The 21,749-nt window shown below is 68.4% G+C and carries 20 protein-coding genes; 11 read left to right on the top strand and 9 right to left on the bottom strand.

All coding sequences use genetic code 11. From position 1 onward, the window contains the following. Nucleotides 1-115: 115 nt before the first annotated feature. The 5 genes from ACWDGI_RS19075 (at nt 116) to trxA (ending at nt 5,067) form a co-directional block, all read left to right on the top strand. Entirely contained in the window at nt 116-1,837 is a 1,722-nt protein-coding gene (locus tag ACWDGI_RS19075; protein WP_450760432.1) for a serine/threonine protein kinase, read from the top strand. Between the two features lie 49 nt (nt 1,838-1,886). After that, nucleotides 1,887-2,612 (top strand): RNA polymerase sigma factor SigM, encoded by a 726-nt coding sequence (gene sigM, locus ACWDGI_RS19070; RefSeq protein ID WP_450760430.1) that lies wholly within the window; start codon nt 1,887-1,889, stop codon nt 2,610-2,612. After that, a complete protein-coding gene (locus ACWDGI_RS19065; protein WP_450760428.1) occupies nt 2,609-3,514 on the top strand; it encodes an anti-sigma factor family protein in 906 nt (301 codons plus the stop codon). The genes sigM and ACWDGI_RS19065 overlap by 4 nt, the downstream gene beginning before the upstream one ends. A gap of 205 nt (nt 3,515-3,719) precedes the next feature. Further along, entirely contained in the window at nt 3,720-4,688 is a 969-nt protein-coding gene (gene trxB / locus ACWDGI_RS19060) for a thioredoxin-disulfide reductase (protein ID WP_450760427.1), read from the top strand. A gap of 46 nt (nt 4,689-4,734) precedes the next feature. Beyond that, the gene (gene trxA, locus ACWDGI_RS19055; RefSeq protein ID WP_351695853.1) at nt 4,735-5,067 is read left to right on the top strand and encodes a thioredoxin; all 333 of its coding nucleotides are present in this window, start codon (nt 4,735-4,737) and stop codon (nt 5,065-5,067) included. 84 nt (nt 5,068-5,151) lie between these two features. Here the strand turns inward: trxA and ACWDGI_RS19050 are convergent, their stop codons facing one another. From ACWDGI_RS19050 to rpmH, 9 genes are all read right to left on the bottom strand, one after another. Beyond that, on the bottom strand, nt 5,152-5,769 hold the full coding sequence (locus ACWDGI_RS19050) for a GNAT family N-acetyltransferase (protein ID WP_450760425.1): 618 nt from the start codon (nt 5,767-5,769) through the stop codon (nt 5,152-5,154). Nucleotides 5,770-6,076: 307 nt separating this feature from the next. Further along, nucleotides 6,077-7,192, bottom strand: coding sequence for a ParB/RepB/Spo0J family partition protein (locus ACWDGI_RS19045; protein ID WP_450760423.1), 1,116 nt, complete (start codon nt 7,190-7,192; stop codon nt 6,077-6,079). Further along, nucleotides 7,189-8,262 (bottom strand): ParA family protein, encoded by a 1,074-nt coding sequence (locus ACWDGI_RS19040; RefSeq protein ID WP_450760729.1) that lies wholly within the window; start codon nt 8,260-8,262, stop codon nt 7,189-7,191. Before ACWDGI_RS19040 ends, ACWDGI_RS19045 begins: the two co-directional genes overlap by 4 nt. A gap of 298 nt (nt 8,263-8,560) precedes the next feature. Then, entirely contained in the window at nt 8,561-9,277 is a 717-nt protein-coding gene (rsmG, locus tag ACWDGI_RS19035) for a 16S rRNA (guanine(527)-N(7))-methyltransferase RsmG (RefSeq protein WP_360480792.1), read from the bottom strand. Nucleotides 9,278-9,395: 118 nt separating this feature from the next. Next, on the bottom strand, nt 9,396-9,905 hold the full coding sequence (locus tag ACWDGI_RS19030) for a Jag family protein (protein ID WP_450760421.1): 510 nt from the start codon (nt 9,903-9,905) through the stop codon (nt 9,396-9,398). 15 nt (nt 9,906-9,920) lie between these two features. After that, entirely contained in the window at nt 9,921-11,219 is a 1,299-nt protein-coding gene (yidC, locus tag ACWDGI_RS19025; protein WP_450760419.1) for a membrane protein insertase YidC, read from the bottom strand. A gap of 3 nt (nt 11,220-11,222) precedes the next feature. Then, a complete protein-coding gene (yidD, locus tag ACWDGI_RS19020) occupies nt 11,223-11,588 on the bottom strand; it encodes a membrane protein insertion efficiency factor YidD (RefSeq protein ID WP_351316546.1) in 366 nt (121 codons plus the stop codon). After that, complete coding sequence (gene rnpA, locus ACWDGI_RS19015; RefSeq protein WP_362727684.1) at nt 11,585-11,956, bottom strand: ribonuclease P protein component; 372 nt, start codon at nt 11,954-11,956, stop codon at nt 11,585-11,587. The genes yidD and rnpA overlap by 4 nt, the downstream gene beginning before the upstream one ends. A 21-nt stretch (nt 11,957-11,977) precedes the next feature. Beyond that, nucleotides 11,978-12,115, bottom strand: a complete 138-nt coding sequence (gene rpmH / locus ACWDGI_RS19010; RefSeq protein WP_005482975.1) for a 50S ribosomal protein L34 — start codon at nt 12,113-12,115, stop codon at nt 11,978-11,980. A 373-nt stretch (nt 12,116-12,488) separates the two neighbouring features. Between rpmH and dnaA the strand changes: the two genes are divergently transcribed. The 6 genes from dnaA to gyrB all read left to right on the top strand — a co-directional run bounded on the left by dnaA (nt 12,489) and on the right by gyrB (nt 21,713). Beyond that, nucleotides 12,489-14,450 (top strand): chromosomal replication initiator protein DnaA, encoded by a 1,962-nt coding sequence (gene dnaA / locus ACWDGI_RS19005; protein ID WP_450760416.1) that lies wholly within the window; start codon nt 12,489-12,491, stop codon nt 14,448-14,450. Nucleotides 14,451-15,406: 956 nt separating this feature from the next. After that, nucleotides 15,407-16,537 (top strand): DNA polymerase III subunit beta, encoded by a 1,131-nt coding sequence (gene dnaN / locus ACWDGI_RS19000; protein ID WP_123975717.1) that lies wholly within the window; start codon nt 15,407-15,409, stop codon nt 16,535-16,537. Nucleotides 16,538-16,713: 176 nt separating this feature from the next. After that, complete coding sequence (gene gnd, locus ACWDGI_RS18995) at nt 16,714-17,589, top strand: phosphogluconate dehydrogenase (NAD(+)-dependent, decarboxylating) (RefSeq protein WP_450760414.1); 876 nt, start codon at nt 16,714-16,716, stop codon at nt 17,587-17,589. Between the two features lie 40 nt (nt 17,590-17,629). Continuing rightward, nucleotides 17,630-18,751 (top strand): DNA replication/repair protein RecF, encoded by a 1,122-nt coding sequence (gene recF / locus ACWDGI_RS18990; protein ID WP_450760412.1) that lies wholly within the window; start codon nt 17,630-17,632, stop codon nt 18,749-18,751. Next, entirely contained in the window at nt 18,748-19,275 is a 528-nt protein-coding gene (locus ACWDGI_RS18985; protein ID WP_450760410.1) for a DUF721 domain-containing protein, read from the top strand. Before recF ends, ACWDGI_RS18985 begins: the two co-directional genes overlap by 4 nt. Before the next feature lie 374 nt (nt 19,276-19,649). Next, entirely contained in the window at nt 19,650-21,713 is a 2,064-nt protein-coding gene (gyrB, locus tag ACWDGI_RS18980; RefSeq protein WP_450760408.1) for a DNA topoisomerase (ATP-hydrolyzing) subunit B, read from the top strand. Nucleotides 21,714-21,749 lie beyond the last annotated feature (36 nt).

Genomic DNA, 21,749 nt, shown 5'->3' with positions numbered 1-21,749 from the left:
GGGGTACGCGCACAACCATCGTCCGCCGCCGCGTGTCGTGCATAGCGGCAGACTGTGGGCACAATTGGTTTCGGCGTCGGACAGCGTGCAACGGATGGGGAGGCAGGGAACGACGGTGGCGGAACGGAGCACGGCTGCCGTCGACGTGGCAGACAACAGCGGTGACAAGCCGCTGACCGCCAAGGCGGAGCAGTCCACGGCCGACGGGGTGGCCCAGAACCCGGAGCGGGACACGGACAGCGAAGAGGCACAGGGGAGCGGCACGGCTGCAAGCCAGGGGAAGAAGGCCTCACCTCCCGAACTGCACAGCGGTCACAAACTCGCCAGACGCTACCGTCTCGAGGAGTGCGTCACCCGTCTGGACGGATTCAGCAGTTGGCGTGCGGTCGACGAGAAACTGCGACGTGCCGTCGGCGTGCACATCCTGCCGGCCGACCACGCGCGCACCCGCGCCGTGCTGGCCGCCGCCCGCTCCGCCGCGCTGCTCGGGGATCCCCGGTTCGTCCAGGTCCTGGACGCGGTCGAGGAGAACGACCTCGTCTACGTGGTGCACGAGTGGCTGCCTGACGCCACCGAGCTGACCGCGCTGCTCGCGGCCGGCCCGCTGGAGCCGCACGACGCCTACCAGATGGTCAGTCAGATCGCGTCCGCGATGGCGGCCGCGCACCGTGAGGGGCTGGCCCATCTCCGGCTCAACCCCAACGCCGTGCTGCGCACCTCCTCGGGTCAGTGGCGTATCCGCGGCCTGGCGGTGAACGCGGCGCTGCGCGGTATCAGTTCGGACACCCCGCAGCGCACCGACACCGAGGCGATCGGCGCCCTGCTGTATGCGGCGCTCACCCAGCGCTGGCCGTACCAGAGCGACGCCTACGGTCTGCCGGGGCTGCCCAAGGACGTCGGTCTGATCGCACCCGACCAGGTGCGGGCCGGTGTCCACCGCGGCCTGTCGGAACTCGCCATGCGGGCCCTGGTCAACGACGGTGCCACCGCCTCCCGCCACGAGTCCGCGTGCACCACGCCGGAGGAGCTGGTGAAGGCGATCGGCGAGATGCCCCGCATCCGCCCGCCGGAGCCGTCGTTCACGGCGCCGCCCGAGTACCAGCGCACCACCTACCAGCAGGGCACCTACGGCCGCCCCACGCCTCCCGGAGTGACGCAGGTCCTCCAGGCCCCGCCGCCCCCGCTCCAGAGCCGTACCGGCAAGGCGCTGAAGTGGGCCGTCTCGGCCCTCCTCATCGCCGCCCTGGGCCTGGGCAGCTGGCAGCTCGCGGATGCCCTGATGCACCAGGGCGACAAGTCCGGCGACACCACCAACAACCAGACGTCGGACGACGGCGACAAGAACGGCGCCAACCCGGCACCCGCCGCCGCGATAAAGATCCAGCACGCCCAGGAGTACGTCGCCGAGGGCGAGGCCCAGCATCCGAACGACGTCCAGAAGACGTACGACGGTAGCGCCTCGACGTTCTGGAGGACGAACACCTTCGTGTCCGGCCCGAAGCTGGCCCCGTACAAGCCGGGTGTGGGAATCGTCTACGACCTCGGCTCCGCCAAGGAACTCGCCACGGGGACGGTCTCCCTTCGCTACCCTGGCGATCACACGACGGTCGAGTTGTACGCGGCGGACTCGTTGGCCCCGGGGTCGATCGACTCGATGACGAAGATCGGCAGTGTCACCACCACCGGGAACACCGCCACGGTGAAGGTCAGCAAGAAGGTGAAGAGCCAGTACGTGCTCGTGTGGATGACCGCCGTACCGAAGTCTGGTGCGGACCCCGCCGCGTACGCGCAGGCCGGCTTCAAGCAGGCCATCACCGAAGTGAAGTTCACAGGCTGACGTATCACCGCAGGCACCGAAGGCGGAGGCACCGAAGGCGGAGGGGCAGATGGCGGAGGGGGCCGGATACGACGGAGTGAGCGATCAGGATCTGCTCGCCCGCCATGTCGAAGGTGACCCCGATGCCTTCGGTGAGATCGTGCGGCGGCACCGGGACCGGCTCTGGGCGGTCGCGCTGCGGACCCTGGGGGACCGTGAGGAGGCCGCTGACGCCGTCCAGGACGCCCTGGTGTCCGCCTACCGGGCCGCCCACACCTTCCGGGGGCAGTCGGCTGTCACAACCTGGCTGCACCGGATCACGGTCAACGCCTGTCTCGACCGGGCCCGCAAGGCGGCCTCCCGGAAGACCGCCCCCGTCGACGACACCGAGCGGCTGGAGCAGCTGCTGGAGCCGCATGAATCGGCCTCCGCTCCGGCCGAGCGCAACGATCTGCACCGCCAGCTCCTCGAAGCCCTCGGCACGCTTCCGCGCGATCAGCGCGCCGCCCTTGTCCTAGTCGACATGCAGGGCTATCCGGTCGCCGAGGCGGCCCAGATCCTCGACGTGCCCACGGGGACGGTGAAGAGCCGCTGCGCCCGCGGCAGAGCGAGACTCCTGCCACTGCTCACCCATCTACGGCCGCAAAACACCGGCGACGAGAACGAGCCGGACCCGGCACGGAACCGGGCGGAGGGGACATCCGTCCCACCGGCAGCGGGGCCTCAGGACGGGGGCTCACGGAAGACCGGGCCGAGTGATTCAGCCGCAGTGAAGGGCGGAGGTGGGCGAGCGTGACTTCCACGACAGACACGACCGGGCACCCGGACGTCGCGGAGATCTCCGACCTCACCGAAGGCCTGCTCCCGGATGCCCGGACCGCGGAAGTACGACAGCACCTGGACGAGTGCGACCTCTGCGCCGACGTCCACGCTTCGCTGGAGGAGATCCGGGGCCTGCTGGGCGCACTGCCGGAACCGCCGCCTATGCCTGCGGACGTCGCGGGCCGGATCGACGCGGCCCTCGCCGCCGAGGCACTTCTGAACGCCACGGCACCCGAGACGCATGTTTCACGTGAAACATCGACCTTCCCATCGCCCCCGGTGGCGCGTCCCGCCGGTCGGTCGAGCGCGCCGACCGGTCCCGGCCGCAAGGACCGCGGGCCAGGGCGCGGGCAGGGACACGGTCGGCGCCGACGGTCCGTCGTCCTCGGAGCCGTCCTCACCGCAGCCGTCCTGGGCGCTGGTTCGTTCTTCCTCCACTCGCTCGGCGGCAATGGACCGACGACCGCACAGGGCAAGCCGACAAACTCCGCCGAGGGCTTCTCCAAGGCCACCCTCCAGACCGAGGTGGAGAACCTCCTCGGTACGAAGACGGGCCTGCGTGGCTCCAAGAAGCCGGATCTGGGAATCCAGGGCGAATCCACTTCGCCCGGCTCGACTGACTCGCCCTACACCACCCGGATCCAGCCCTCGGTGTCCGTGCCGCAGTGTGTCCGTCAGGGCATCAGCCAGACCGGCGACGACGTCCTCGGTGCGAAGAGGGGAACGTACGCGGGAAAGGACGCCTTCCTCGTCGTGCTCCCCGATGCCTCCGACAGCAGCCGGGTGACGGTCTTCATCATCGACGCCACGTGCGAGAGCCGGCCGTCGGCCTCGCCTGGTGAGGTTCTGCTGACGGAGTCTCTGGCACGCCCCTGAGCGGCCCTGGAGCGCCCGCGGGGCGATCCTTCGCGGCGGAGGACGCATCGTCCGTCCTGGCGTGGAAATCCGTACGGTGTGGGGTGCCCGTGTGCCCGGACACACCGGGAATGCGCGCCCCGTAGGATCCGTTGGGTGGGGTGAGAGCTTCTGACGGAAACTCCCACCGGTCGATTGACGTAGACCAGAGACGAGGAATCAAGTCGTGAGCGACGTCCGTAACGTGATCATCATCGGCTCCGGGCCCGCCGGCTACACGGCGGCGCTCTACACCGCGCGCGCGTCGCTGAAGCCCCTCGTGTTCGAGGGCGCCGTCACCGCGGGCGGTGCCCTGATGAACACCACCGAGGTGGAGAACTTCCCGGGCTTCCGCGACGGCATCATGGGTCCCGACCTCATGGACAACATGCGTGCCCAGGCCGAGCGCTTCGGTGCCGAGCTGATTCCGGACGACGTCGTCTCCGTCGACCTGACCGGTGAGATCAAGACCGTCACCGACACCGCCGGCACGGTCCACAAGGCGAAGGCCGTCATCGTCACCACCGGCTCCCAGCACCGCAAGCTGGGCCTGCCGAACGAGGACGCCCTCTCCGGCCGCGGTGTCTCCTGGTGTGCCACCTGTGACGGGTTCTTCTTCAAGGAGCAGGACATCGCCGTGATCGGTGGCGGCGACACCGCGATGGAGGAGGCCACCTTCCTCTCCCGGTTCGCCAAGTCCGTGACGATCGTCCACCGCCGGGACACCCTGCGCGCCTCCAAGGCGATGCAGGAGCGCGCCTTCGCCGACCCGAAGATCAAGTTTGCCTGGGACAGCGAGATCGCCGAGGTCCAGGGCGAGCAGAAGCTGGCCGGTCTGAAGCTGCGCAACGTCAAGACCGGTGAGCTCTCGGACCTGCCGGTGACCGGCCTGTTCATCGCGATCGGCCATGACCCGCGTACGGAGCTCTTCAAGGGCCAGCTGGACCTGGACGAGGAGGGCTACCTGAAGGTCGCCTCGCCCTCGACCCACACCAACCTGACGGGTGTGTTCGCCGCCGGTGACGTGGTGGACCACACCTACCGCCAGGCGATCACCGCGGCCGGTACCGGCTGCTCCGCCGCTCTCGACGCCGAGCGCTTCCTCGCCGCCCTCGCGGACGAGGAGAAGGCAGAGCCCGAGAAGACCACCGTCTGATCATCCCCTTTCCGCCCCACCGCACGAACGAGTAAAGGAGCCCGCCGTGGCCGGCACCCTGAAGCATGTGACCGACGCCGACTTCGAGGAGGTCGTCCTCAAGAGCGACAAGCCCGTCCTGGTGGACTTCTGGGCCGAGTGGTGCGGCCCGTGCCGCCAGATCGCCCCGTCTCTTGAGGCCATCGCCGCCGAGCACGGCGAGAAGATCGAGATCGTCAAGCTGAACATCGACGAGAACCCGACGACGGCCGCCAAGTACGGCGTCATGTCGATCCCCACCCTGAACGTGTACCAGGGCGGCGAGGTCGCCAAGACGATCGTCGGTGCCAAGCCGAAGGCCGCACTCCTGCGCGACCTCGACGACTACATCGCCGAGTGACGTTTCACGTGAAACACGAATGGGCCAACCCCTCGGGGTTGGCCCATTCGCTTTGAGGACTGGCTTCGATCAAGCGGGGGACTCTCAGAGCGGCCGCAGCGCTGGTTCCTTCTGTACGGCCCCCAGGAGCCGGTCGAGCGCCAGCTCCACGTCTTCCTTCCAGGAGAGCGTCGTCCGCAGCTCCAGCCGCATCCGTGGCCGCGTGGGGTGCTGCCGGACCGTCTTGAAGCCCACGGCCAGCAGATGGTCGGCGGGCAGCAGACAGGCCGGCTCCTTGTAGCGGGCGTCACCGAACGCCTCGATCGCCTTGAAGCCCCGGCGCAGCAGATCTTTGGCGACCGTCTGGACCATCACGCGTCCGAGCCCCTGCCCCTGATAGCCGGGCATGATGTAGCCGGTCATGAGCTGGACGGCGTCCGGTGAGACCGGGCTCGTGGGGAAGGCCGTGGAACGCGGAACGTAGGCGGGCGGTGCGTAGAGCACAAAGCCCACGGGCACATCGTCGACATAGACCACCCGGCCGCAGGATCCCCAGTCGAGCAGGACGGCGGAGATCCAGGCCTCCTTCTCAACCGCGGGTGTACCCGCCTTTACCGCTGCTTCGCCGCTGACGGGATCCAGCTCCCAGAAGACACACGAGCGACAGCGCTTGGGAAGGTCCTGGAGGTTGTCCAGCGTGAGCGGTACGAGCCGACGCCCCATGAAGGCTGTTCCTCGCTTCCTTCGCCCGCAGCGTCGCGGGCGGCTGTCAGAGCGCTGCGTTCTCTGAGCAGACTGCCGACGAATCCGGCGGTCGCGCCCAGTCCCAGGACCGCGCTCACCAGTCCGGTGCGGCTCATCGATCGCATGGCTCCCGCCTCCCATTTAGAGGTGCTGCCAGCTGCCAGGTGGATCCGCCGTACCCGAACGCATGGTATCCACACAGCGATTCCATCGATACCGCCTGAAAGCAAAGAGCGGATCGTGTCCCGGTACACACCGGACACGATCCGCTCTCTGAGCGACAGGGTCAGTCCTCGGACTCCTCAGGCCCCGCGGTGTCGCCGTCGTGGATCCCCTGGTGGAGGACCGGCCCCTCACCCGGGGCGAGCGTGCCGAGGATCCGCTCAAGGTCTTCCATCGAGGCGAACTCGACGGTGATCTTGCCCTTCTTCTGGCCCAGGTCGACCTTCACCCGCGTCTCGAACCGGTCCGAGAGCCGGGTGGCGAGGTCGGTCAGTGCCGGGGAGACCCGGGTGCCCGCACGCGGCCCCTTGGCACGGGTCGCCGCCTGCGGCCGCGAGCCCATGAGGGTCACGATCTCCTCGACAGCCCGCACCGAGAGTCCCTCGGCGACGATCCGGTGGGCCAGCCGGTCCTGCTCCTCCGAGTCATCGACGGAGAGCAGGGCCCGGGCGTGTCCGGCCGACAGCACTCCGGCGGCGACCCTGCGCTGCACGGCCGGCGAGAGCTTCAGCAGCCGCAGGGTGTTGGAGACCTGCGGGCGGGAGCGCCCGATGCGGTCGGCCAGCTGGTCGTGCGTGCAGTTGAAGTCCTTCAGCAGCTGGTCGTAGGCGGCAGCCTCTTCCAGCGGGTTCAGCTGGGCGCGGTGGAGGTTCTCCAGCAGCGCGTCCAAGAGAAGCTTCTCGTCGTCCGTCGCCCGGACGATCGCCGGGATCGCCTCCAGACCCGCCTCACGGCAGGCCCGCCAGCGGCGCTCGCCCATGATCAGCTCGTAGCGCGAGGGACCCAGCTGGCGTACGACGACGGGCTGGAGGAGGCCGACTTCCTGGATGGAGGTGACCAGCTCCTGCAGAGCGTCCTCGTCGAAGACCTCACGGGGCTGGCGCGGGTTCGGCGTGATGTCGTCGAGGGGGATCTCCGCGAAGTGGGCGCCCACCGGGGATGCCGGCGTCTCCGCCGGAGCCACGCCGAAGACCGACGGCTCCTCGGTTTCATGTGAAACAGCCGGGAGTGTCGTCACCTTGGCGGCGGCGACCCCACGGTCGGTCGTCAGCACCGGGCCCGCTGCGGAGGACGGAGATCCCGTGCCGCCCACCGCCGCCTGGGCCGGGTTCTTCTCGGTCGGGGCAGCTGGGATCAGTGCGCCGAGACCACGACCCAGCCCCCTCCGTCGCTCGCTCACTGGATGCCCTCCACCATGCTCGGATTGCTCTGGGCGCCGATGTGGGCCTGCGTCGGGTCGTAGCTGACACCGAGGCCCCTCAGCGCGATTTCACGGGCCGCCTCAAGGTAGGAGAGGGCACCGCTCGATCCAGGATCGTAGGTCAGTACCGTCTGCCCGTAGCTCGGCGCCTCGGAGATACGGACCGAGCGGGGAATGCTCGTCCGCAGCACCTCGTCGCCGAAGTGGCTGCGCACCTCGTCCGCGACCTGGGAAGCGAGACGCGTCCGGCCGTCGTACATGGTGAGCAGGATGGTCGACACATGCAGGTCGGGGTTGAGGTGCCCCCGCACCAGGTCGACATTGCGCAGCAGCTGGCCGAGGCCCTCCAGGGCGTAGTACTCACACTGGATCGGGATGAGTACCTCGGCGCCTGCGACCAGCGCGTTGACCGTCAGCAGGCCGAGCGAGGGCGGGCAGTCGATGAGGATGTAGTCCAGTGGCTGCTCGTACGCCTGGATCGCCCGCTGGAGCCGGCTCTCCCGTGCCACCAGGGACACCAGCTCGATCTCCGCACCGGCGAGATCGATCGTGGCGGGGGCACAGAAAAGGCCTTCGACGTCCACCACCGGCTGGACAACCTCGGCCAGTGGCTTGCTCTCGACCAACACGTCGTAGATGGATGGAACTTCGGCGTGATGGTCAATACCCAGCGCGGTGGAGGCATTGCCCTGTGGGTCGAGGTCGATCACCAGAACGCGGGCACCGTGCAGGGCCAGCGATGCGGCAAGGTTGACGGTCGTCGTCGTCTTGCCCACACCGCCCTTCTGGTTGGCTACCACCATGACTCGGGTCTGCTCCGGACGCGGCAGACCTTCGCCGGCGCGGCCCAGAGCCTCCACCGCGAGTTGGGCAGCACGACCGATGGGAGTGTCGTCCATAGGAGGCGGTGTTTCACGTGAAACATCCGCCCCCATCGACTCGGTACGGGGACCGGGGACCGGATCGGTCATCGGTCCCGCGATGTTGGCGTCGGACCGCAAGGATTCACTCTCCTCGACTTCAGGCTCGCAATGAACAGAGCCTCCCATGTCTTCGGGGTCGTGAACCAGTGAGGCCTGGTCTTCTGTGGAGAAATCCACCTCTGTGGACAACTCCGTGCCCCGCAGGGAGGACGGAGTGTCACCGGAGGCCCCCTCTCTGAGGGAACCGAGAGGCTTTCGGTCGCGCGGTTCGGCCGCAGCGCGGCCCCGGCTGATGATGCCGTGCAACAGGGAGCGACGTTTCACGTGAAACACGATGCACAGCCAGCAGTACCGAAAAGCCGCGACACTCCGTCATGCGTAGGTTTGGCAGCTTGTGTGGAGTACGTCTGGTCGTCAGGACGGATCAGCGGCGCCTACGCGTCCGACCGGTACGAGCGGCCTTCGCTCGCTTCGCGGCGAAGCGCACACCGCCCGGGCTCTCCCCGACCTCTACCCGCACGACCGTGGACAGCGGATCCACCACGCCCTCACCCACATGCAGGATGGACGTGGACACCGCACCGAGCTTGGTCAGGGCCGTGGCCGCTGCCTTCAGCTCCTCCTCCGCCGTGTCCCCCTTGAGGGCCAGCATCTCCCCGTAGGGACGCAGCAGCGGAATGCCCCAGGTGGCCAGCCGATCCAGCGGGGCCACGGCACGCGCCGTCACCACATGCACCGGAGACAGCTTGCCCATGACCTCCTCGGCGCGGCCACGCACGACGGTCACATGGTTCAGGCCGAGCAGTTCCACGACCTCGGTGAGGAAGTTGGTGCGCCGAAGCAACGGCTCCAGCAGTGTGATGTTGAGGTCTTCCCGGACCAGCGCCAGCGGAATGCCCGGCAGACCGGCACCGGAGCCGACATCGCACACCGTCACCCCTTCGGGAACGGCCTCGGAGAGCACCGCGCAGTTCAGAAGGTGCCGCTCCCACAGTCGAGGCACCTCCCGTGGGCCGATCAGACCACGCTGCACGCCTGCCTCGGCAAGCAGCTCCGCATAGCGGACCGCATCGGCAAAGCGCTCGCCGAACACTTCCCGCGCCTGCTCAGGCGCCGGGGGGAGCTCCGCAGCCTCCGTCACGGGGACCGTCCTTCCGTACAGCGCCGGCGCTCCACGCACCGGCCACCAAGAACTACCAGGCTGACAAAGTTCGGCCCCGCCTGCTCAACAGACGGGGCCGGTGAAACGAGGGGACCGATCAGGCGGGCAGCACGACGACGAACCGCTGCGGCTCCTCGCCCTCCGACTCGCTGCGCAGCCCGGCGGACTTGACCGCGTCGTGCACGACCTTGCGCTCGAACGGGCTCATCGGCTTGAGCTTGACGGGCTCGCCCGTGCTCTTCACCTCAGCCGCGGCCTTGGCACCCAGCTCGGAGAGCTCGGCACGCTTCTGGGCGCGGTAGCCCGCGATGTCGAGCATCAGCCGACTGCGGTCACCGGTCTCCCGGTGCACGGCCAGGCGGGTCAGCTCCTGGAGCGCCTCCAGCACCTCGCCGTCACGGCCGACCAGCTTCTGCAGGTCGCGGCCGCTCGCGTCGCTGATGATCGACACGGAGGCGCGGTCGGCCTCGACATCCATGTCGATGTCGCCGTCGAGGTCGGCGATGTCCAGCAGACCCTCGAGGTAGTCCGCCGCGATCTCGCCCTCCTGCTCCAGGCGGGTCAGGGTGTCTGCACCCTCGGCAGCGGAGGTGGTGCCTTCCGTCACGGGATGGGCTCCTTCTTACTTCTTGGACGGGGACTTGGGGCGCTGCGGACCGCCCTTGCGCTGACCGGACTGGGCCCTGCTGCGGCCGTTGGAACCGCCCTTCGGGGGCTGCTGGGCAGCCGGCTTGGCATCCTGCGGCTCGTCGGACTTCTCCAGCGAGGTCGTCGGCTCGGAGGAGTCCTCCTTCTCGGCAGCGGCCGTCGGCTCGCCGGCCGCCTTCGTGCTGCCGGACTGGCGCTGGGCCTTGGTCTGGCGCTTGGGCTGCTGGCGCTTGGCGGCAGCGGTGATCGCGACGCCGTCCTCGGTCTGCGCGGCGGCCTGAGCCTCGCCCTTCACCACGGCGCCGTCGGTCTGGGCCACGAGGCCCGCCTTGGTCAGCGCGTTGATGAACTTGCGCTCGAACTCGTTACGGTCCCGGCCCTTGGCGACGATCGCCTTGATGATGGTGCGCTCGCTGCGCTTGCGGGCCTTGCCGTGGTGCGTGACGTGCTTGGTCAGGCGCTCCAGGTAGGCGGCCTGGGCCTTGGAGCCCGGGGTCGGGTTGTTGCGGATGACGTACATCTGCTGGCCCATGGTCCACACGTTGGTGGTCAGCCAGTAGACGAGGACACCGACCGGGAAGTTGATACCGAAGACGGCGAACATGACCGGGAAGACATACATCAGCATCTTCTGCTGCTGCATGAACGGCGTCTTCACCGTGGTGTCGACGTTCTTCGTCATCAGCTGGCGCTGCGTGTAGAACTGCGACGCGGACATCAGGACGATCATGATCGCGGTGACGACCCGGACGTCGGTCAGGGAGGCACCGAGCGCCTCCACCTTCGACGAACCGTCCGTGAACTTCGCGGCGAGCGGGGCACCGAAGATGTGCGCCTTACGGGCGCTGGCGAGCAGCGAGTCGTTGATGACGCCGATCGTCGAGCCCGTCGCGATGCCGTTGAGCACGTGGTACAGGGCGAAGAAGAACGGCGACTGCGCGAGGATGGGAAGGCACGAGGAGAGCGGGTTGGTACCCGACTCCTTGTACAGCTTCATCATCTCTTCGGACTGACGCTGCTTGTCGTTCTTGTAGCGCTCCTGGATCTTCTTCATCTCGGGCTGCAGCGTCTGCATGGCCCGGGTCGCCTTGATCTGCTTCACGAAGAGCGGGATCAGGCAGATGCGGATCAGGATCACCAGAGACACGATGGACAAGCCCCAGGCCCACCCCGTGTCGGGACCGAAGATCTTCCCGTACACCGAGTGGAACTGGACGATGACCCATGAAACGGGTGTCGTGATGAAGCTGAAGAGGCTGGCAATCGTGTCCACTAATCATGCTCCTTGGGCATGGGACGAAGTCTCTGCGGCCGGGCTCGAAGGAAGCTCGGGAGCAAGCTTCTCCTCGGTGGCCGGTTCGGCGGCGGAGGGCCCGCCCTTGCGTGCACGCCAGGCGTCACGCAGCATTTCGTGCCACCGCGGTCGCTTCCGCGGAGGAACATGATCCACACCGCCGAGCGACCACGGATTGCACCGCAGGATGCGCCAGGCAGTGAGTGCCGTCCCCTTGATCGCACCGTGCCGGTCAATGGCTGTGTAGCCGTAGTGGGAGCACGACGGGTAGTACTTGCACACCGGCCCCAGCAGTGGACTGATCGTCCACTGGTACAGCTTGATCAGAGCCAGCAGTGGGTACTTCATCGCGCGCCCCCTCCCAGTAGCCGCTCGATGGCGGCGTCCAGGTCTCGGGCCAGCTGTCCATGGTCGGCGTCGCCCGCTCCGGGCAGCGCTCGTACGACTACCAGGCTACCGGGGGGAAACAGGGCGACTCGGTCACGCATCAGGTGACGCAGTCTGCGCTTGACTTTGTTGCGCACGACCGCGCCACCCACTGCTTTGCTCACGACGAAACCCGCACGCGTCGAGGGAGCGCTCTCCCCAGGCGCGTGCGGGTCCGTGGCACCGCTACGAAGATGGACGACGAGGGACGGGCGGCCGGCCCGGCGACCTCGTCGTACCGCGGTCGCGAAGTCCTCGCGCCGCCTCAGCCGATGCTCGGTAGGCAGCACGACGTCATGACCTGATCAGGATCAGGCGGACAGGCTGGCGCGACCCTTGCTGCGGCGGTTCGCCAGAATCGCGCGACCGGCACGGGTGCGCATCCGCAGGCGGAAGCCGTGGGTCTTGGCGCGACGACGGTTGTTCGGCTGGAAGGTGCGCTTGCTCACTCGGGGGCTCCAGAAATCAAATCGGTGTGGCGGGTGCCGTCCTGGCTGTCACCGTGCGCCCACGAGTAGCTCGCATCACGCCCGAGTGCACCGCTTCCCGATCACCTTCAGCGATCTGTGCCCATCGGAGGCAGGCGGCAGCAGCCATCGACAACTCGACCTGGTTACGGTACGCGGGGCTACGCCATTCGGTCAAACCAGCAGTGACCGAGAGACACTATCCACAGGCTGGGGACAACAACTTGAACCGCACCCGCCACGCTGACTACCGTGGCTGAACTCCGATTCGTTCCTTTATCCCCGCCCGACCCGATATTCATCCCAACCCGTCCTCGAACCACACGTTCGTGGGACCTGTGAGAGAGCGTGCCCTGTGGCTGACGTACCTGCCGATCTTGCCGCAGTGTGGCCACGAGTACTGGAGCAGCTCCTCGGTGAGGGCCGCGGTCAGGGTGTGGAGGGCAAGGACGAACACTGGATCCGGCGCTGCCAGCCGCTCGCGCTGGTCGCGGACACCGCCCTGCTCGCCGTACCGAACGAATTCGCGAAGAACGTACTGGAGGGCCGTCTCGCACCCATCGTCAGCGAGACGCTGAGCCGTGAGTGCGGGCGCCCGATCCGGATCGCGATCACCGTGGACGAGTCCGCGGGCGAACCCCCGACCCCGCCGGCGCCCCCCGTGCAGCCCCAGCGCTACGAGGAGCCCGAGCTCCCCTCGCCGCAGTACGAAAGCGGATACGGCCGGCATCGCGCCGACCACCCGCCCGAGCAGGGCGGCCGCGACCAGCTGCCCCCCTCGCGCGCCGATCAGCTTCCCACCGCCCGTCCGGCCTACCCGTCCGAGTACCAGCGCCCCGAACCCGGCGCCTGGCCACGCCCGGGGCAGGACGACTACAGCTGGCAGCAGCAGCGGCTCGGCTTCCCCGAGCGCGACCCCTACGCCTCGCCGTCGCAGGACTCCTACCGCTCGGACGGGTACGGCGACTCCTACTCCCAGGAGTACCGGCCCCAGCAGCCGATGGACCGGCCGTCGTACGAGCAGCAGCGCACGGAGTACGAACCGCAGCGCACGGAGTACGAACCGCAACGGCCCGAGTACGACCGGCCCGAGTACGACCGTTCCGACTACGACCGTTCCGACTACGACCAGCGGGACGCCGGGCGCCGCGAGCGGTCCGAACCCCCGGGCGGGCCCGGGCAGGGCCGCCGGGGCGGCCCGGGACGCCCGGACCTGCCGGCCGCGCCCAACGCGCCCGGACCGCTGGGCGCCAAGCCCGCACCGGCGACGGGACCCGGCGAACCGACCGCCCGTCTCAACCCCAAGTACCTCTTCGACACCTTCGTCATCGGCGCGTCCAACCGCTTCGCGCACGCGGCCGCGGTCGCCGTCGCCGAAGCGCCCGCGAAGGCCTACAACCCCCTCTTCATCTACGGGGAGTCGGGGCTCGGCAAGACGCACCTGCTGCATGCGATCGGGCACTACGCGCGGAGCCTCTACCCCGGCACCCGCGTGCGCTACGTGAGCTCGGAGGAGTTCACCAACGAGTTCATCAACTCGATCCGCGACGGCAAGGGCGACAGCTTCCGCAAGCGGTACCGCGAGATGGACATCCTGCTCGTCGACGACATCCAGTTCCTCGCGGACAAGGAGTCGACGCAGGAGGAGTTCTTCCACACCTTCAACACGCTCCACAATGCGAACAAGCAGATCGTGCTCTCCAGCGACCGGCCGCCCAAGCAGCTGGTCACCCTCGAGGACCGGCTGCGGAACCGTTTCGAGTGGGGCTTGATCACCGACGTCCAGCCGCCGGAACTGGAGACGCGCATCGCGATCCTCCGCAAGAAGGCGGTGCAGGAGCAGCTCAACGCACCGCCGGAGGTACTGGAGTTCATCGCCTCCCGCATCTCGCGCAACATCCGTGAGCTGGAGGGCGCGCTGATCCGGGTGACGGCGTTCGCGTCGCTGAACCGGCAGCCGGTGGACCTGGGGCTGACGGAGATCGTCCTCAAGGACCTGATCCCCGGGGGCCAGGACTCCACGCCGGAGATCAGTGCGACGGCGATCATGGCGGCGACCGCGGACTACTTCGGGCTGACCGTCGAGGACCTGTGCGGGAGCTCGCGCGGCCGCCAGCTGGTCACGGCGCGGCAGATCGCCATGTACCTGTGCCGTGAGCTCACGGACCTGTCGCTGCCGAAGATCGGGGCGCAGTTCGGCAACCGGGACCACACGACCGTGATGCACGCCGACCGGAAGATCCGGGCGCTGATGGCGGAGCGGCGGTCGATCTACAACCAGGTGACGGAGCTGACGAACCGGATCAAGAACGGGTAGCGGTTCGGCCGACGGTTCCACGGCGTTCAGGGCGCCCTTGGGAGAGATCCCGGGGGCGCCCTTCTGGCGTCCTGGGGTGGTTCGGCAGGGGGTCCACTGCGGCTCCGTGGGGGCTGGTCGCGCCCACGGAGCCGCATATCGGCACAGCCCCGTGCCCCTTCGAGGCGCAGGCTGTTCGATTACCTGCCTGGTTACGGGCGTCCTCCACAGATTTGCCGACTTTCTTGCGTCCACACCCTGGGGACTGTGAAGTTGTCCCGAACGTCGTCCACAGGCCGGCCGATGAAAGAGCATCAGGCCAGCTCAGGTGGCTGTGGAATCGTGGACAACGCATCTCCACAGACTGTGGACGAGCAAGTGATCCACAGGCTGTGCATGAAGTTGTCCACCGCTACCCCACAGGCTGAGGGGTGGTTGTCCCCAGCGATCCCCAGCTTCTCCACATGGCTGTCCACTGTTCGGCAACGTGACGCGCCTGCTCACCGTGTCGAGTGAAAGGCGTCACACGAAGCTGCCAGGTTGGCCTGTGGGAAAGGTGGGTAAAGCTGGGGACGGCGCTGGGGAGAAGTCCCCTCAGGCTGTGCACGGTGTGTGCAGAACTTTCTGTTCTCCACAGATACACCTGGTTGTCCACCGGCTTAACCCACAGGGGCAGTGGACAAAATCTGGCCTCTGAGCTGGGAAAACGGGGTTATCCACGGTATCCACAGCCCCTACTACTACTGCCAACTAGAGAGAGCTGGGAATCCGTTTCGAAGAGGGCCCTGTGCACAACTCGCTCTTCGGCCTCTGACCGCGCCTCGTCACGACTTGACCTCGAGAGGCACCAGCTGTCAGTGCGGTGCGTCAGACTGGTCCCCGGTGTTCTTCCCCTCCCAGGGACCGACGACACCGAGTCAGACGACGAAGACGCAGCAGGGCGAGAAGCCCCGGCAACAGCAGGAGGCGGGCTTACGGTGAAGATCCGGGTGGAACGCGACGTACTCGCGGAGGCAGTGGCCTGGGCGGCACGCAGCCTCCCGGCCCGTCCGCCGGCGCCGGTCCTCGCCGGCCTGCTGCTGAAGGCCGAGGACGGCCAGCTGAGCCTGTCCAGCTTCGACTACGAGGTCTCCGCGCGGGTCAGCGTCGAGACCGAGGTCGAGGAGGAGGGCACGGTCCTGGTCTCCGGCCGGCTGCTCGCCGACATCTGCCGCGCCCTGCCCAACCGTCCGGTGGAGATTTCCACAGACGGTGTACGGGCGACGGTGGTCTGTGGATCGTCCCGGTTCACGCTGCACACGCTGCCGGTGGAGGAGTACCCGTCCCTGCCGCAGATGCCGAACGCGACGGGCACGGTCCCCGGCGAGGTCTTCGCCTCCGCCGTCTCCCAGGTGGCCATCGCCGCCGGGCGCGACGACACGCTGCCGGTGCTGACCGGTGTGCGCATCGAGATCGAGGGCGACACGGTCACCCTGGCCTCCACCGACCGCTACCGCTTCGCGGTCCGTGAGTTCCTGTGGAAGCCGGAGAACCCCGAGGCGTCCGCGGTGGCCCTGGTGCCCGCCAAGACGCTCCTGGACACCGCCAAGGCCCTCACGAGCGGCGACAGCGTGATCCTGGCGCTGTCCGGTTCGGGCGCGGGCGAGGGGCTCATCGGTTTCGAGGGCGCGGGCCGGCGGACGACCACGCGGCTGCTCGAAGGCGACCTGCCCAAGTACCGCACCCTGTTCCCGACCGAGTTCAACTCCGTCGCGGTGATCGAGACCGCCCCCTTCGTGGAGGCCGTCAAGCGTGTCGCCCTGGTCGCCGAGCGGAACACCCCGGTGCGGCTCAGCTTCGAGCAGGGCGTGCTGATCCTGGAGGCCGGTTCCAGCGACGACGCACAGGCTGTGGAGAGGGTCGACGCGCAGCTGGAGGGCGACGACATCTCGATCGCCTTCAACCCGACCTTCCTGCTCGACGGCCTGAGCGCGATCGACTCCCCGGTGGCCCAGCTGTCGTTCACGACGTCCACCAAGCCCGCGCTGCTCAGCGGCAAGCCGGCGCTGGACGCGGAGGCGGACGAGGCCTACAAGTACCTGATCATGCCGGTGCGCCTCAGCGGCTGAGTTGTCCACAGCTGTGCACGGTGCCGGGCGTCCCCTGTGGGTACCCGGCACCGAGGTCCGGTGGGTTTCCCCAGGTGAGCGGCTATGCCCACAACTGTGCGCAAAGGGCCGGGATTAGGCTCGGCAGGGGTACGAACGTGCCTCTCCTGCCACACCGCAACCTAAGGAACCAACTGATGGAGCTCGGTCTCGTCGGCCTCGGCAAGATGGGCGGCAACATGCGCGAGCGGATCCGCCGCGCGGGCCACACCGTCGTCGGATACGACCGCAACCCGGACCTCGCCGACGTCCACAGCCTGGAAGAGCTTGTGGGCAAGCTCAGCGGGCCCCGTGTGGTGTGGGTGATGGTCCCGGCCGGGGCGCCGACCCAGTCCACGATCGACGAGCTGGCCGAGCTGCTCGAACCCGGTGACGTGGTCGTCGACGGCGGCAACTCCCGCTGGACGGACGACGAGAGGCACGCCGAGGAGCTGGCCGCCAAGGGCATCGGCTTCGTGGACTGCGGGGTCTCCGGCGGCGTCTGGGGCCTGGAGAACGGCTACGCGCTGATGTACGGCGGCGCCGTCGAGCACGTCGAGAAGGTCCGGCCGGTCTTCGACGCGCTCAAGCCGGAGGGCGACTTCGGTGCGGTGCACGCCGGCAAGGTGGGCGCGGGCCACTTCGCGAAGATGGTCCACAACGGCATCGAGTACGCGATGATGCAGGCCTACGCTGAAGGCTGGGAGCTCCTGGAGAAGGTCGACTCCGTCACGGACGTGCGCGAGGTCTTCCGCTCCTGGCAGGAAGGGACGGTCATCCGTTCCTGGCTGCTCGACCTCGCGGTGAACGCCCTCGACGGGGACGAGCACCTGGACCGGCTGAAGGGTTGTGCACAGGACTCCGGCGAGGGCCGGTGGACTGTGGAGGCCGCGATAGACAACGCGGTGCCGCTGCCCGCGATCACCGCCTCGCTGTTCGCGCGGTTCGCCTCCCGTCAGGAGGACTCGCCGCAGATGAAGATGATCGCCGCGCTGCGCAATCAGTTCGGCGGCCACGCCGTAGAGGCGAAGTAGAGACGAAGTAGCAGGTCACGGGGAGGTCGGCGAAACACCTATGCACGTCACGCATCTGTCGCTGGCCGACTTCCGCTCCTATGCCCGGGTCGAGGTCCCGCTCGACCCGGGCGTCACCGCCTTCGTCGGCCCGAACGGCCAGGGCAAGACCAACCTCGTCGAGGCCGTCGGCTACCTCGCCACTCTCGGCAGCCACCGGGTCGCCTCCGACGCGCCCCTGGTCCGGATGGGTGCCGAGCGGGCGGTCATCCGGGCGCAGGTGCGGCAGGGCGACCGGCAGCAGCTGGTCGAGCTGGAGCTCAACCCCGGCAGGTCCAACCGCGCCCGCATCAACAGGTCCTCGCAGGTCAAGCCGCGTGACGTCCTGGGGATCGTACGGACCGTGCTGTTCGCGCCGGAGGACCTCGCGCTGGTGAAGGGCGATCCGGGCGAGCGGCGCCGCTTCCTGGACGAGCTGATCACCGCGCGGTCGCCGCGGATGGCCGGTGTGCGCTCCGACTACGAGCGCGTCCTCAAGCAGCGGAACACCCTGTTGAAGTCCGCGGCCCTGGCCCGGCGGCACGGCGGCCGCTCGATGGACCTGTCCACACTGGACGTGTGGGACCAGCACCTCGCCCGCGCGGGCGCCGAGCTGCTCGCCCAGCGGCTCGACCTGGTCGCCGCGATCCAGCCCCTTGCGGACAAGGCGTACGAGCAGCTGGCGCCGGGCGGTGGCCCGGTCGCGCTGGAGTACAAGCCGTCGGCGCCCGGCGAGGCCCACACCCGCGAGGACCTGTACACCCAGCTGATGGCGGCCCTGGCGGACGCCCGCAAGCAGGAGATCGAGCGGGGTGTGACGCTGGTCGGCCCGCACCGCGACGATCTCGTCCTCAAGCTGGGGCAGCTGCCCGCCAAGGGGTACGCCTCGCACGGCGAGTCCTGGTCGTACGCGCTGGCGCTGCGCCTGGCGTCGTACGACCTGCTGCGCGCCGAGGGCAATGAGCCGGTGCTGGTGCTGGACGACGTGTTCGCGGAGCTGGACGCGCGGCGCCGGGAGCGGCTGGCGGAGCTGGTCGTGCCCGGGGAGCAGGTGCTGGTCACCGCCGCTGTGGACGACGACGTGCCGCATCTCCTCACCGGTGCGCGGTACGCGGTGGCGGACGGGGCGGTGGAGCGCGCATGAGCACCGACGGACCCGTCCCCGAGAAGGAACCCTCCGGGGTCGACCTGGCGCGGGTGGCGCTCAGGGCGGCGAAAGAGGCGGCACGCGCGCGTGGCGACGCGGCGCAGCAGCGGAAGCAGGCGCGGCGTGGCGGGCTGCGCTCCGGCGCGCGCGCCGACGGCCGTGACCCCATGGCGCTGGGCTCCGCGATCAATCGGTTGATCACCGAGCGCGGCTGGGAGACGCCGGCCGCGGTGGGCGGGGTGATGGGCCGCTGGCCGCAGATCGTGGGCGAGGATCTCGCCAAGCACTGTGTGCCCGAGCGGTATGACGAGGACGAGCGGGTGCTGGTCGTGCAGTGCGACTCCACGGCCTGGGCGACCCAGCTGCGTCATCTGTCTCCCGCGCTGGTCGCGCGGCTGAACGAGGACCTGGGGCATGGCAGCGTACGGATGATCAAGGTGCTCAATCCCGGCGGTCCGCCCCGGCGCTACGGCCCGCTGCGCGCCCCTGGAAGCACCGGTCCCGGCGATACCTACGGGTGACTTACGTCACGCGATGAGCCGAGCGTGGAGCCGTGGTACGGCCCCCTCGGCTGGTCGTCGTACAACCGCACGCGGTTGCGAATCGCGACCTGGCCCCGGAGTAGCCAAGGGTTGACAGCCGGAAGCGCTGAGTGCCTCCGTGAGCCTCTTGGAGCCCCCATCCGCATATCGGGAGTCGGCGGAGGCCGGTTCAGGGCGGCACATGCGGACTCAGGTACCGGCAAACCCCCATCACTGTCGGCGCTACCGGTAGACTGGGAGACAATCCCGCCCCGAACGTGGGGACCGTCCGGGAAAAGCTGAGCAACGCTGATCAAGGCTTACCAACGCAACATGCCGCAGCCGCTCCGGCAACCCGCCGACGAGCCTGGCTCGTGCTGTGCCAGAAAGGGCGCTTCGTGGCCGATTCCGGCAACCCCAACGAGAACATCCCGTCCACCGACGCCGGCGCGAACGGTGAGGTCACCGCCTCGTACGACGCCAGCGCCATCACCGTGCTCGAAGGGCTGGACGCGGTCCGCAAGCGACCCGGTATGTACATCGGCTCGACCGGTGAGCGCGGTCTGCACCACCTGGTGTACGAGGTCGTGGACAACTCCGTCGACGAGGCTCTGGCGGGCCACGCGGACACCATCGACGTGACGATCCTGGCCGACGGCGGCGTGCGTGTCGTGGACAACGGCCGCGGTATCCCCGTCGGCATCGTGGCGTCCGAGGGCAAGCCGGCCGTCGAGGTCGTGCTGACCGTGCTGCACGCGGGCGGCAAGTTCGGCGGCGGCGGTTACGCCGTCTCCGGCGGTCTGCACGGTGTGGGTGTCTCCGTCGTGAACGCCCTGTCGTCCAAGGTGTCGGTCGAGATCAGGACCGACGGTCACCGCTGGACGCAGGAGTACAAGCTGGGCGTCCCGACGGCTCCGCTGGCGCAGCACGAGGAGACGGCCGAGACCGGCACCTCGGTCACGTTCTGGGCGGACCCGGACATCTTCGAGACCACCGAGTACTCCTTCGAGACGCTGTCGCGGCGCTTCCAGGAGATGGCCTTCCTCAACAAGGGTCTGACGATCCGGCTGACCGACGAGCGCGAGTCGGCGAAGGCCGTCGCGGGCGCCGACGAGGCGGGCGCGGACGAGAAGGCCGAGGACAAGACCGTCACGTACCACTACGAGGGCGGCATCGTCGACTTCGTGAAGTACCTCAACTCCCGCAAGGGCGACGTGGTGCACCCGACGGTGATCGACCTGGAGGCCGAGGACAAGGACAAGAGCCTGTCCCTCGAAGTCGCCATGCAGTGGAACAGCGGCTACAGCGAGGGCGTGTACTCGTTCGCCAACATCATCCACACGCATGAGGGCGGCACCCACGAGGAGGGCTTCCGCGCAGCCCTCACGAGCCTGATCAACAAGTACGCGCGCGACAAGAAGCTGCTCCGGGAGAAGGACGACAACCTCACCGGTGACGACATCCGCGAGGGTCTGACCGCGATCATCTCGGTCAAGCTGAGCGAGCCGCAGTTCGAGGGTCAGACGAAGACCAAGCTGGGCAACACGGAGGCCAAGACCTTCGTGCAGAAGGCGGTCTACGAGCACCTGAACGACTGGCTGGACCGCAACCCGGTCGAGGCGGCGGACATCATCCGCAAGGGCATCCAGGCGGCCACCGCGCGCGTGGCGGCCCGCAAGGCCCGTGACCTGACCCGTCGCAAGGGCCTGCTCGAGTCGGCGTCGCTGCCGGGCAAGCTGTCCGACTGCCAGTCGAACGACCCGACCAAGTGCGAGATCTTCATCGTCGAGGGTGACTCCGCCGGCGGTTCGGCCAAGTCCGGCCGCAACCCGCAGTACCAGGCGATCCTCCCGATCCGGGGCAAGATCCTCAACGTCGAGAAGGCGCGGATCGACAAGATCCTGCAGAACCAGGAGATCCAGGCGCTGATCTCCGCGTTCGGCACGGGTGTGCACGAGGACTTCGACATCGAGAAGCTCCGCTATCACAAGATCATCCTGATGGCGGACGCCGACGTCGACGGCCAGCACATCTCCACCCTGCTGCTGACCTTCCTGTTCCGCTTCATGCGGCCGCTGGTCGAGGCCGGGCACGTGTACCTCTCCCGTCCCCCGCTGTACAAGATCAAGTGGGGCCGGGACGACGTCGAGTACGCGTACTCGGACCGCGAGCGGGACGCGCTCCTGGAGATGGGGCGGCAGCGCGGCAAGCGGGTCCGCGAGGACTCGATCCAGCGCTTCAAGGGTCTCGGCGAGATGAACGCCGAAGAGCTGCGGGTGACCACCATGGACCAGGAGCACCGGGTCCTCGGCCAGGTCACGCTCGACGACGCCGCCCAGGCCGACGACCTGTTCTCGGTCCTGATGGGCGAGGACGTCGAGGCCCGCCGCGCGTTCATCCAGCGCAACGCCAAGGACGTCCGCTTCCTCGACATCTGAGTCGGTCTCAGCTGACCGCACCAGGAAGGATCTTCA

The organism is Streptomyces sp. NPDC001220 (assembly GCF_053597895.1).
The sequence above is the reverse complement of the archived record's forward strand: the minus strand, read 5'-3'. Positions and strand labels throughout refer to the sequence as shown.

Bases quoted from the DNA above. Each gene is read 5' to 3' on its own strand.
- recF (WP_450760412.1), top strand. From the start codon at position 17,630: ATGCACGTCACGCATCTGTCGCTGGCCGACTTCCGCTCCTATGCCCGG.
- gnd (WP_450760414.1), top strand. From the start codon at position 16,714: ATGGAGCTCGGTCTCGTCGGCCTCGGCAAGATGGGCGGCAACATGCGC.
- ACWDGI_RS18985 (WP_450760410.1), top strand. From the start codon at position 18,748: ATGAGCACCGACGGACCCGTCCCCGAGAAGGAACCCTCCGGGGTCGAC.
- yidD (WP_351316546.1), bottom strand. From the start codon at position 11,588: ATGAAGTACCCACTGCTGGCTCTGATCAAGCTGTACCAGTGGACGATC.
- ACWDGI_RS19040 (WP_450760729.1), bottom strand. From the start codon at position 8,262: ATGGGAGGCTCTGTTCATTGCGAGCCTGAAGTCGAGGAGAGTGAATCC.
- ACWDGI_RS19050 (WP_450760425.1), bottom strand. From the start codon at position 5,769: ATGGGGCGTCGGCTCGTACCGCTCACGCTGGACAACCTCCAGGACCTT.
- sigM (WP_450760430.1), top strand. From the start codon at position 1,887: ATGGCGGAGGGGGCCGGATACGACGGAGTGAGCGATCAGGATCTGCTC.